We start from the raw sequence: 12,345 nt of genomic DNA, 5'->3' as shown, positions 1-12,345 counted from the left end.
AGTTGTTACTGGTACAATGTTAGCCCCATTTTCTATGCGAACACTCATTTTTGTTTTCTGTGGTTTATTCCTGTCTTATACGGGTTTAAACGCCCAAAACTCCCCGGATTGTAGAAGCGCCATTCCCGTTTGTGCGGATGGGGAACCTATAATGCCTTTTGTGGATGGTAGTGGTGATATCGATGATTTTGATCCCGATGTGATTCGGCAAAGTGGTTGTTTGGAAAAAGGAAGTGTCAGTTCTGCCAATATTGAAAACAACACTTCATGGTTTGTTTTTAGGGCCGGTACCGGTGGTCAAGTCGGTTTTGATATCGAAGCTTTGCCCATTGGAGGAACGGGAACACCTACTGCTGAGTGGGATTTTGCCGTTTATGGTCCTGATGTTGATTGTGCAAGTATCAGTAATGGTACGGCCCAACCAATTCGATGTAACTACGAAGTAAACAATACCAATTTTACGGGTATAGGGGTTAATCCCGAAAACGGCGTTGCCGGAGGACCCTTTGTAAAAGGTAGCCAGAATACCTATGATGAATGGTTGGATGTGATTCCAGGTGAAATCTATTATATTCTTATCAATAATTTCAATACAAATTTTGATGGTGATCCCGAACAGTTTTCATTGACCTTTACGGGTAGTTCTGTGTATGCAGATCAAGACAACGCACTGGACTGTACCCTTCGGGATGAATTTTTGGGATTGGATATCGTTGCCTGTGAGGGTGATCCGGATATAACCTTGAGTGCCCTTAATTCCCCGGCTGGGCCAGATATCACCAATGTGACATGGACTGTGGATTATGAAGATGATGGTGTGGTGGATGCTACTTTGGCAGATGGCCCTTCGGAAACGGAACTAACGGTTACAAGCCCTAATTCCGGACGTTATTTCGTTGAAATCCAAACCTCTTTGGCAACGGTCATAACCGATGATATATTGATTACTTATTATGGCACCCCAGTTTTGGATGAAGTAATCATACTTGATGATTTGGCCGATAGTAATAATGTAGAGATCGTTGTTATTGGTGACGGTGACTATGAATATGCGATAAACGGTGGTGAATTTCAAGAAAACCCTGTTTTCAATGACGTACCCCCAGGAATTAATTCGGTGATTATAAATGATGTAAATGGTTGTGGAACTACCGAACCGATTGATTTTTTAGTTGTAGGTTATCCTAAATTCTTTACGCCAAATAACGATACGTATAATGATTATTGGAATGTTAAGGGGATAGAGACACTTATAGACCCGGTTGTACATATATTCGATCGTTATGGTAAATTGATAAAACAGTTAGATGCGTCGACCATAGGATGGGACGGAACTTTTAATGGTAAACCCATGCCTTCATCCGATTATTGGTTTAAAATGGATTATTCACGGGATGAGGAAGGTGTTATTGTGGCTAGGACCTTGCGTACGCATTTTACATTGAAAAGATAAAACGCTTTTATACGGATATAAAAAATGCCCTGACGTTACGTCAGGGCATTTTTGTTTGATAGTGTCTTAATTTATGCTTGGCTAAAAATTCAAAGTGTAACTTAAGGTGATATTTGTATTTTGTTTGTTGATAAGGGCCGGGGTGGGTAAGCCGGTATCGAACAACTGTAGATTATAATCACGTTCGGTCCTATTATAAGCAAGGTCTAAACGACTGCCTCCGAAATTATAACCAATACCTCCTGAGTAAGCATTTAAATCACCGATATTGTTGCCGTCGGCATACGGACTCTGTTCAAAACGGTAGCCAGCTCTAAGGCTAACACGTTCTATGCGATATTCACCACCCAGCCTAAAAGAGGAAACCCCGTCGAGGTTATTGGCGATTTCTGAATTTACCGTTGAAAAACTGGAATCGCTGGTAGGGCGCAATTCGGCTTGGGACATGTCTTGGTAGTCGTAATCAAAACTAAGAAGTCCGTCCCTACCGAAAATTAAAGCCACACTACCTGTTAATTTAGCTGGCGTCTTAATGGTATATTCTTCAAAAAGATTAATGATGTCATGGTTGATAAAGTTGATTTCACTATCCGCCAAATCAGAATTGATCCGTTGCGATAAATCATCGGTTAATCGATACCAAGTAGGGGACTGGTAGCTACCACCGACCCGGATATTCTGGTTTACTTTGGCAATTGCCCCCAAATTAAATGAGAATCCAGAGCCTTCTGTATGTAAAAAGTTTGAAAAATCCGTTCGTTGAATGGCAGATCCCGAATCATAACCGGTTTCCCTGATTTCGTCGAATTGATCATAGAAAACCGTATGGAAATTCAAGGAAGCACCTAAGTAAAGGTTATTTTGGTATTGGGTGGCGAAATTTAAATTGAATTTACTGTTGTAACCAGAAGTGTATCTAGCATAATCTTGATTAACGTTACTATATGAAGCATTTCTAATATAGTCGGTAGTAGTATCATCTTCACCCACGGGATCAATAATACCGCCATAATACCCTAAAAACGCCTGTTGATCGGTAAATCCTTGATATGCGCCAATATCCAAATATGCATTTTCTATATATTCCCCATCTTGTATTAATATAGAGTTAAATGGTACTACACCATCAGCATAATTCAAAAAGTAGTTATCTATACCTTGGTCACTTGTGCCTGATATCCTATACTCGTCATCAAAACTCTGTACCATATCATAATTAATGGCAAGGGCCATTTTTTTCCAATCGGAATCATTCCTGCTTTTAAAAACGAAAACACCTCCCACTTGGTTCAGGTTGAAATTGTTTTCATTTGCACTTCTGCCGGTACCGAAATATGTTGCGGTGTTATCCGTATGGTAATTAGATCCTGAAACGGTAAACTGGCTATTATTGAAAACGGCAGATCCGGCAGGATTGATGTTCAAGGCCGAGAGGTCGCCTCCCAAAGCCCCGAAAGCACCACCCATACCTTGAAAACGGGCAGTCCCTTGCAGGTTTTCCTGACTGTATCGTAATACATCGTTTAAATTCTGTGCACTTGCAACCGTGCAGGCCAGTAGCACTATGAAAGTTAAATATCTTTTCATCGTATATGGTTTTTTATCTCGGTATAATAAATGTCAGCATTAATTTCTTCTTCCACTACTACTACGTGATGAACTGGATGAACGCCCGGATGATGATCTGGAAGAACTTGAAGAGCCAGAACTTCTATAGCTGCTGCTGCTTCGGGAACTACTGCCCGATGATTTATAGCTGCTGCTTCGGCCACTAGAACTACCGGACGACCTGTAACTACTTGATCTTGGAGCTGAGCTTCGGTACGATTGTGAACTTCTTGTACTGCTTCCAGAGCTTCTATACGTACGTGACGTTCCTGTACGACTACCTGAACTTCTATATGTAGAGGTTCTTGGTGTTGTGGCTCTTGAAGTGCTGCTTCTTGGGCTAGAACTGTTATAGTATCTGCTGCTACTGCTCCTAGAAGATGAGTTATATCGTGGTGTGGCCCTTGTGCTCCTACTGGTGCGGTATGCCCTGTTTTGGTCTACACCAACGGTTCTTCGTGCTGTTGAACTGCTTCTGTATGTGCTGGAACTTCGTGTTCCTGTACTGCTTCGAACACCACTTGTCCTAGCTGTTGTACTACTGCTCCTGTATCTTGGAGACGTACCGCGTGTATTTACATTTGATCTTGCTCTTAAACTGCGGGCAGAATTGTTGTTTGCAATGGAGTTGGTATTGTAATAGCCCCTTCTACTCCTGTTCAATGCATAATTCCTATATCTTGAATAAGGCCTATTGTTATATCCATAACCGTAACCATATCCGTAACGGTAGTAAGGGGAATTCCATCCATAACCGTAACGGCCTCCCCAGCCCCAGTTGTTCCAACCCCAACCCCAGTTGTTCCAACCCCATGGGTTATAAAATCCTCCCCATCCGTAATATCCACCATAGCCCCAGTTGTTCCACAGCCATGGGTCATTCCATCCCCAGCCATAATTACCATAGAATCCACCATAACCCCAAGTATTCCAATTGTTGCCGTAAATATTGATACTTACATCTGTAGAATTGTCACCCCAGCCACCATAACCTGCGTAGTCATTTTCGGGTTGATAATAATCGGTTAAGGCTTCGCTTTGAGGAATGCTGTCATATTCCGATTCACTGGAATACCCATCGATATCGGTAAACACTTCGCTGTCGAGTATTTCACCATATTCATCGGCTTTTTGCCCAAAGTAATCTTGATATGGGTCGTTGTTTTTTCGTTGTTGAACTTGTTGTGGAGCTCTTTCGACCACCCTAACATCTTCATCTTCATAAATGCCATCATTATCATAATAAGAGGCTTGCTGGTACGAACCACAGGAAACTGCCAAAATGCCCAAAAGGACAAGAAGGGACGCACTGCGGATTCTTGAGAGTGGTAGAGAATGTATCATGGTATCGATTTTTATTGTTGAACATGTTAAAAATAGTTAGTTTTACCGAACTATTTTGATAATAATAACACAAGATTTGTGCCAAACTACGTGTAATGGGTAAAAAATTGACTAAGAGAAGTGAGGACTATTCCAAATGGTATAATGAACTCGTTGTTAAGGCTGATTTAGCTGAAAATTCCGGGGTTAGAGGGTGTATGGTCATAAAGCCATACGGTTTTGCCATCTGGGAAAAAATGCAGGCGGCATTGGACAAAATGTTCAAGGAGACCGGACATGAAAATGCGTATTTTCCTTTGTTCATTCCAAAATCATATTTAAGTAAAGAAGCCAGTCACGTTGAGGGTTTTGCCAAGGAATGTGCGGTTGTTACCCATTATAGACTGAAAAATGCGGAAGATGGCAGCGGTATTATCGTAGATGAGGATGCTAAATTAGAAGAAGAATTAATCGTAAGGCCTACATCCGAGACCATTATTTGGGACACATATAGAAAGTGGATACAATCCTATAGGGATCTGCCCTTATTGATCAATCAATGGGCTAACGTGGTTCGTTGGGAAATGCGTACACGTCTCTTTTTAAGAACGGCGGAATTTTTATGGCAAGAGGGGCATACGGCCCATGAGACGGAAAAAGAGGCTGTTGAAGAAGCTGAACGTATGATGAATGTTTATGCCGAATTTGCCCAAGATCATATGGCCGTACCGGTAGTAAAAGGCTTGAAAACAGAAAGTGAACGTTTTGCCGGCGCTGTGGAAACGTATTGTATCGAGGCTTTGATGCAAGATGGAAAGGCTTTGCAGGCAGGGACATCGCATTTTCTTGGACAGAATTTTGCCAAGGCCTTTGATGTGAAATTCGCATCCAAAGAAGGTAAACAGGAATTTGTTTGGGCAACTTCATGGGGTGTTTCCACTCGTTTAATGGGGGCTTTGGTCATGACGCACAGTGATGACAACGGACTGGTATTACCACCTAAATTAGCACCTATTCAAGTGGTTATCGTTCCTATATACAAAGGGCTTGATCAGTTGGATGCCATATCGGAAAGGGTAAATCCATTGGTGAAGGAGTTAAGGGCCAAGGGTATTTCGGTCAAATATGATAATAGGGATACCTATAAACCAGGGTTCAAGTTCAATGAATATGAATTGAAAGGGGTTCCCGTTCGTTTGGCCATTGGCCAACGCGATATGGAAAACGGAACCTATGAGGTGGCTAGGCGCGATACGCTTGAAAAGGAAACAGTTCCTATGGATGAGGTAATAGCCAAAATCGAATTCCTGATGGATGACATTCAGAATAATATCTATACCAAGGCCTTGGATTACCGAGAGGAGCATATTACCGAGGTAGAAACCTATGAAGAGTTCAAAAAAGTATTGGAAGAAAAAGGAGGTTTCATTTCTGCCCATTGGGATGGCACAACCGCCACGGAAGATAAAGTGAAAGAAGAGACCAAGGCAACAATTCGTTGTATACCGATTGAAGGTGATAAGACAGAAGGCCGATGTATGGTTACAGGTGAGCCATCTGCCAGAAGGGTACTATTTGCCAAGGCTTATTAATTGCATGTATTTTTAAGCAACTCGTTTACCCGTATTTAAGTTTACCATAGCATGTATTTTTTAATGAAGAAATACATATATTTGAGATTATGTAAAAAAAATATGTGCAGGTGTTGCGATAGTTAAAAATAATTGTATTTTTGCATCCGCATTTTGTGCAGAGTAATGGTCCGTTCGTCTAGGGGTTAGGACGCCAGGTTTTCATCCTGGTAACAGGGGTTCGATTCCCCTACGGACTACAAGGTTATTTGAAAAGAATTGGGGTAAAAGCGATAATCGAGTTTTTTCCTAATATTAAGGTCCGTTCGTCTAGGGGTTAGGACGCCAGGTTTTCATCCTGGTAACAGGGGTTCGATTCCCCTACGGACTACCAAGTAAAAAGACAATTGTCTTAAAAACATAATTTAAAGAGAAGATGGCAAATCACAAGTCAGCATTAAAGAGAATCAGAAGAAATGAAGCTGTTCGTTTACGTAACAGGTATCAACACAAAACAACCCGTAATGCAATTAAAAAATTACGTGGTGAAGAGAACAAGGAAGATGCTGTGAAAATGTATCCGGAAGTAGTTAGTATGATCGATAGGCTTGCAAAGCGTAATATCATACATACGAATAAAGCGGCGAACTTAAAGAGTAAGTTGGCAAAGCACGTTGCTGCTTTGTAGACTTTATTATCCAATCTATTTAAAAAGCCCAGATGGTAGACCATCTGGGCTTTTTTTTGTTTATATATTTTTCGTCGGGTACCTGCGCATTCGTAAGAAACCTAAAATAAAGCCAAGATACATCACGGCAATCAAAAAGTGTTGTAGCTGTCTTATATGCAATTTTTGATACAGTGAATAATCTAAATGACCTATAATTAGAATGATGGGGTAGAAAATGTAAAAGACCAGTAAACCTAGACTGATCCATCTTAGCAGTACCGAAAATTTATTGTTTTTTGATGTGCTTGTTTTTGTTTGGGTATAGAATAACAAAATACATAGTATCAATACAAGTGAGCCTATTGATGATGCCCATAATTGGGCATAAAGTATAAAATCCTGAAAAAAAGGATTGATCAGGCTGGTAAGTATAAACAATAATCCACCTATAAGTACAATTGACTTCATTTTCCGATCTGTAAAGGTCTTCCAAAAAATATAATAGAAGTATAGAAAGAACAAGATATCAAAAACATTGTAAATCAAGTTGTTGTAATTAGAATACCCATCCCTTAAGACTATCTGTATATTTTCGAACTCGAAAATTATCAGCCCAAGTATTTCGGTAAGAAAGGTATAGCCTATCAATATAGGCAAGTATTTTAAAACACTATGGTAATACCATCGATATGTATAGACCGACACTGATAAGGCCATGGCGCAAAAGAGCAAAAAATAATATTCCGACAAAAAAGCATCGAGGGTCAAGGCCATTTATTTCAAATTTCAAGAATTTTCAACGGGTCTATATGGTTTCATAAAAATAAAGCCCATTATAAAACACATATACATCGCTACAATCAGAACATAATGTACTTGTCTTAGCTTGAATTTTTCATAACTGGGGTAATCAAAAAATGAAATTATTGAAATTATCGGGAAAAAGATATTGAAAACCAATAGTCCCCCACCGATCCACAAGATCAAATCATGTTTTTTCCCTTTTTGGTTCCAATTCTGACGAAAATATAAATAAACGGCTATAATCAGTACAATAGACCCTATTGTTGAAGCATAAAGTTGTGGGTAGATATATACATTTTGAAAAAAAGGATTGATCAATGCGGATACAAGGTAAACCAAAGAACCATATTTTATAATAGCTTTATGTTCTTTGTTTTTCATCGTTTTCCAAAATAGAAAATAGAAATAGAAGAAAAATACCAAGTCATATACGTTGAAAATGATGTAGTTGGCATATTGGTATTTATTTTCATAGACAATCTGAAAATCTTCGAAATCCCGAATAAAGTATCCTAGTACTTCAGATACTATCGTATAAATAATGATTATAGGAAAGTACTTCACAATACTACTATAATACCGTTTGTAGCGAAGTAATGCTATGATCAATGTAACTCCATAGAGGAGAATGAAATAGTTGTCTTTTAAAAAATCGACCATGTTTAAGAGGGCTTAATTTTCGTTCCATGGCGGTGGGGCGCCCGTTCCTTTGTTCATGGTTAAACTTGTTCCTGAATAGAAAGATGTATTTAAAGCGGGGTTTGTCGTGGTATTTGTTAGGTTTGGAAGAATAGAGGCATGTGCTTTATCTCCCATGCGGTCAGTGGCGCCTATTTCCTGGTTATTTATTTCGCCGAAATTATCTGTAAGTAATATGGCTTGCTCCTCGGTTTTAGTACCTCCGATATAAAATAAATATTCCCGGTCCCCTTTTTTTAAGGTCGGTGAAAGCAACAGTGAGTTCTGTCTAGGATGTAAGACCGAATCTTTATTATCGAAAAAAGATTTGTCCGGGTAATTCGAAAAATAGAATCGCAGGCTAGAAATCTCAACGTTGGCCTTTTTCGCTTCTTGTTCTATATAGGCCAAGTATTGTTTTATGGTTTTGTAATCGTAAGAAACATAACGGGCCACATCAAACTTTTTATCCGTATTGGAGTCTATCGTTTTTGATTTTGCTTTTTTGTGCTGAAGTATTTTTGAATCGTAAAGGGCCCTATCTATAGAGTCTTCGTAGTGTTGTATCAAAGGAACGCGACGATCGGTATAACGATCGTACATTTCTTTGGCTTGGTCTACTTCTACAATTTGTTCGGGTGCCAATACGGTCGGTGGTTCCTTTTCGTCTTTTTCTTCACAACTTGAGAAGGAGAAAAGGATAATGATAAGAGTAATACATGGCGATAATAACTTTTTTATTTTGATCATAACAATGGGTTTTAAAAGTATTAATACTCCAATGGGTAATAAAATTCATAACGATTAAAGGTCTGGTGCAATCCACGGGCCGTAATATGATCCTATTTCAATAGAATCTTGAACATGTGTGTGTCACCTAAATGCGAGCTTTCTGTTCAATAAAAGACCTATGGTCAAAATACTGTACATGATTATAATTAAAATTTTCAAGATCAATGCAAAATGAAATTGGTTCCATATTTCGATTTTGGTATAACCGATAAACAACAAAAAAGGGGAAATGGCATAAAATATAATGAGTGCCATATTTATCCAAAAAACAAGATTGTACGTATTGACCACGTCTATGTTGTTTTGCTTTTTTTCAATGAAATTTGTTGCAATACAATAAACCAAAACAAAAGAAGCTACGAAATAAGCATAATAAAGCATAGTGTCCATAGGGTTTTGAAAGATACAACTTATAAGGTAGGCTAATATAGCGAAAGAGGAGGCCCAAGCAATCCTTTTCTTGTTTTCGCTATTGGTAGAAAGTTTCCAATAGGCATAATAGAAATAAGGGAAAAATACAATATCATAGAGATTATATATTATTTCATTGATGTTACTGTATTTAATATCATTGAAGAGTGAAAAATCCGGGTAGTACTTTATAAAGTAGCCAAGCAGCTCATTCAAAAAAGTGTACGCAATAATCAGTGGAAGATATTTGAAGACCGTTTCAAAATACTTCCTATATGTCTTTACGGAAATCATTAAGGCAATTCCGTAAACAATGAGGAAATAACTACGATGAAATAAATCCAACAACAATTGAGACATAATTTAAAACTCTGACTTAGGAGGCGGGCCACCGTTTCCGCGATTCAATACCAGGCTCGTACCTGCCAATAAACTGGAATTAAGGGTAAAACTAGGAATCATACTTGCATGGGATTTTATATTTGGGTTCAAAGAATTTGCTCCCATCTCCATTTTATTGTTATGTTTCCAATCACTAATTAATTTGGCCTTACCGTCTTCACCAATATAAAATCCGTGATTCTCTCCGTTTTTATCCAAGGTTGGAACCATAAATATGGAGTTCTGTCTGGGATGAACCACTTTTTTTCCATCTGCAAATTTCCCTTTATTCGGATAATTGGCAAAATATAGGCGAAGTTTGGTTACTTCTTTCACTCCGGCTTTTGAGGCTTCTTGGTCTACATAAGCAATGTAGTTTTTAATCGTTTGGTAATCGAAATCAACGAACCTTGCCGGTATAAATTCCTTTTCAGGGGCTCTCTGTTCCAGCTCATAATTCTCAATTACCGAAATTCTATGTTTGGTATAGTTGTTATAAATAGAACTTGCCTCATTTAATGAGATTATGTCCTTAGGGGCTTTTACCTCTTTTTTGATAAGGTCTTTTTCTTGCTTTGGTTTCTTTTTTTCATTACAGCTTGCAAGGGTTAAAAGCAATGCCGAAAGCGCAAGAATTCGCATCTGATACTTGTAGATAATAATCATATGTAGAAGGTTTAGGTTGTAAAATGTCCATGCAAAAAGGTTGGGGGAGAACGAATTTTGCTTTATAAAGATATTAAAATTAAACTAACGTCAACATGCCGCACTTTCTCTTTTGATGCACGGGATTTGTTGCTGGGATGTATTCATAAAAAAATCCCATTGGCAAACAGCCAATGGGATTTTAAACGTATTGTGTTTTTATGATGGACTATTGGTTCATCGTCATTAAGAACTCTTCGTTGTTCTTGGTCTGTTTAATGCGTTGTTCTATGAATTCCATGGCTTCTATAGGATTCATATCCGCAAGGTATTTACGTAAGATCCACATACGTTGAATCGTGCTTTCGTCCAATAGTAGGTCATCCCTACGGGTACTGGATGATGTAAGGTCGATTGCAGGGAATATTCTTCGGTTACTGATTTTACGATCTAACTGAAGCTCCATGTTACCGGTACCTTTGAATTCCTCGAAAATAACCTCATCCATTTTTGAACCTGTATCCGTCAAGGCCGTAGCAATGATAGATAAAGAACCACCGCCTTCAATATTACGGGCAGCTCCAAAGAAACGTTTTGGTTTATGAAGTGCATTGGCGTCTACACCACCACTCAATACCTTACCGGAAGCAGGTTGTACCGTATTGTACGCCCTTGCCAATCTGGTAATTGAGTCCAATAGGATAACAACATCATGGCCACATTCAACCAAACGTTTGGCTTTTTCCAAAACGATGTTCGCTACACGTACGTGTTCCGTTGCCTCTTTATCAAAGGTGGAAGCGATTACTTCTCCCTGGACGTTACGTTGCATATCGGTTACCTCTTCAGGTCTTTCATCAATTAGCAAAACGATCAAGTAAACTTCTGGGTGGTTTGCGGCAATGGCGTTGGCCACATCTTTCAAAAGCATCGTCTTACCTGTTTTGGGCTGGGAGACGATCATACCTCTTTGTCCTTTCCCGATAGGGGAGAACAAATCGATGATTCGTGTAGAAATACTACTCTGGCGATCAGACAGATTAAATTTTTCATCCGGGAACAAAGGGGTCAAATGTTCAAAAGATACACGGTCGCGTACAACTTGTGGATCAATACCATTGATTTTGTTCACCTTTATCAGTGGAAAGTATTTTTCACCTTCTTTAGGTGGACGTACATTTCCTAAAACAGTATCCCCGGTTTTAAGGCCGAACAATCTAATTTGTGATTGTGATACATAAATGTCATCAGGGGATGATAGGTAATTGTAATCGGAAGAACGTAAGAAGCCATAGCCGTCTTGCATAATGTCAAGGACTCCCTCGCTGGCAATGATACTGTCAAATTCAAATTCGGGCTCTTTGTACCTGTTCTTTAAATCTTTATCAAAATTGCTGTTGCGTTTGTCCTGTCCACCTTTTTGATGGGGAGGCTTTTTTGTATTTTGGTTTTTATGTTGTTGAGGACCTTTTTTGGTATTTTGGCCAGTATTGGGCCTTGGGTTGGGTCTTTTGTTTTCGGGCTGCGGTTTTTTAGAAATGGTTTCACTGGCTTCAGCGGCCTCAGGAGCCTTGTTGGCCTCTGGTTTAGTGTTTTCCGATTGGGGCCCTTCCGTTTTTTTGACCGCTGCGACGCGGGATCTTTTTGGTCTATCCGCTGGTTTGCGTGCAACTGGTTTTTTCTCTGCAGGTTTTTTCTCTACAGCATTACTTTCGGTAGGAACTGAAGCAATTCCTTCGGCAGCCTTTGGATTTGCGGCTTGCACATCCAAAATTTGATAAACAAGGTCCAATTTTTTCAAGGATTTGAACTTAGGTACTTTCAATCCTTTTGCTATTTCCTGGAGTTCAGGAAGCTTTTTCGATTTTAAATCTGAAATCTCAAACATTAAGTGTGATATAAATTATACGTCTTTAGACAATTAAGAAGTGTATTGTTATTTGGGTTTACAAGGGGAAGAATCCCCGTTTTGGTAAGTGATATAACGAATAACGAAACAATATTACAAA

At 39.1% G+C, this 12,345-nt stretch carries 10 protein-coding genes and 2 tRNA genes; 5 read left to right on the top strand and 7 right to left on the bottom strand.

The genetic code is table 11. The features are described from left to right. Positions 1 to 34 precede the first annotated feature (34 nt). The gene (locus tag R3X28_RS18190; protein ID WP_317666268.1) at positions 35 to 1,453 is read left to right on the top strand and encodes a T9SS type B sorting domain-containing protein; all 1,419 of its coding nucleotides are present in this window, start codon (positions 35 to 37) and stop codon (positions 1,451 to 1,453) included. An 81-nt stretch (positions 1,454 to 1,534) separates the two neighbouring features. Here R3X28_RS18190 and R3X28_RS18185 read toward each other — a convergent pair whose 3' ends face one another. Both R3X28_RS18185 and R3X28_RS18180 read right to left on the bottom strand, forming a co-directional pair. Then, positions 1,535 to 3,040: an OmpP1/FadL family transporter gene (locus tag R3X28_RS18185; protein ID WP_154367476.1), complete on the bottom strand. Its 1,506-nt coding sequence runs from the start codon at positions 3,038 to 3,040 to the stop codon at positions 1,535 to 1,537. A gap of 39 nt (positions 3,041 to 3,079) precedes the next feature. Next, the gene (locus tag R3X28_RS18180; protein WP_317666258.1) at positions 3,080 to 4,405 is read right to left on the bottom strand and encodes a hypothetical protein; all 1,326 of its coding nucleotides are present in this window, start codon (positions 4,403 to 4,405) and stop codon (positions 3,080 to 3,082) included. Between the two features lie 95 nt (positions 4,406 to 4,500). Here R3X28_RS18180 and proS point away from each other — a divergent pair, with 95 nt between their 5' ends. From proS to rpsT, 4 genes are all read left to right on the top strand, one after another. Further along, entirely contained in the window at positions 4,501 to 5,976 is a 1,476-nt protein-coding gene (gene proS / locus R3X28_RS18175; protein WP_317666256.1) for a proline--tRNA ligase, read from the top strand. Positions 5,977 to 6,143: 167 nt separating this feature from the next. Then, a tRNA-Glu gene (locus R3X28_RS18170) sits at positions 6,144 to 6,215 on the top strand. Between the two features lie 59 nt (positions 6,216 to 6,274). Continuing rightward, positions 6,275 to 6,349 (top strand) — tRNA-Glu (locus R3X28_RS18165). A gap of 42 nt (positions 6,350 to 6,391) precedes the next feature. After that, complete coding sequence (gene rpsT, locus R3X28_RS18160; protein ID WP_154367482.1) at positions 6,392 to 6,643, top strand: 30S ribosomal protein S20; 252 nt, start codon at positions 6,392 to 6,394, stop codon at positions 6,641 to 6,643. A 768-nt stretch (positions 6,644 to 7,411) separates the two neighbouring features. Here the strand turns inward: rpsT and R3X28_RS18155 are convergent. The 5 genes from R3X28_RS18155 to rho all read right to left on the bottom strand — a co-directional run bounded on the left by R3X28_RS18155 (position 7,412) and on the right by rho (position 12,224). Next, the gene (locus R3X28_RS18155) at positions 7,412 to 8,089 is read right to left on the bottom strand and encodes a hypothetical protein (RefSeq protein WP_154367483.1); all 678 of its coding nucleotides are present in this window, start codon (positions 8,087 to 8,089) and stop codon (positions 7,412 to 7,414) included. Positions 8,090 to 8,101: 12 nt separating this feature from the next. Next, positions 8,102 to 8,857 (bottom strand): hypothetical protein, encoded by a 756-nt coding sequence (locus R3X28_RS18150; RefSeq protein ID WP_317666253.1) that lies wholly within the window; start codon positions 8,855 to 8,857, stop codon positions 8,102 to 8,104. Between the two features lie 123 nt (positions 8,858 to 8,980). Next, the gene (locus tag R3X28_RS18145; RefSeq protein ID WP_317666251.1) at positions 8,981 to 9,670 is read right to left on the bottom strand and encodes a hypothetical protein; all 690 of its coding nucleotides are present in this window, start codon (positions 9,668 to 9,670) and stop codon (positions 8,981 to 8,983) included. 3 nt (positions 9,671 to 9,673) lie between these two features. Further along, complete coding sequence (locus R3X28_RS18140; protein ID WP_317666249.1) at positions 9,674 to 10,357, bottom strand: hypothetical protein; 684 nt, start codon at positions 10,355 to 10,357, stop codon at positions 9,674 to 9,676. Positions 10,358 to 10,565: 208 nt separating this feature from the next. Beyond that, a complete protein-coding gene (gene rho, locus R3X28_RS18135) occupies positions 10,566 to 12,224 on the bottom strand; it encodes a transcription termination factor Rho (RefSeq protein WP_317666247.1) in 1,659 nt (552 codons plus the stop codon). Between the last annotated feature and the right edge of the window lie 121 nt (positions 12,225 to 12,345).

This window comes from Maribacter sp. TH_r10 (assembly GCF_033101095.1).
In the GTDB taxonomy this organism is placed as follows: Bacteria; Bacteroidota; Bacteroidia; order Flavobacteriales; family Flavobacteriaceae; genus Maribacter_A; species Maribacter_A luteus.
Note: the sequence above shows the minus strand (reverse complement) of the source record. Positions and strands in the feature narration are given on the sequence as shown.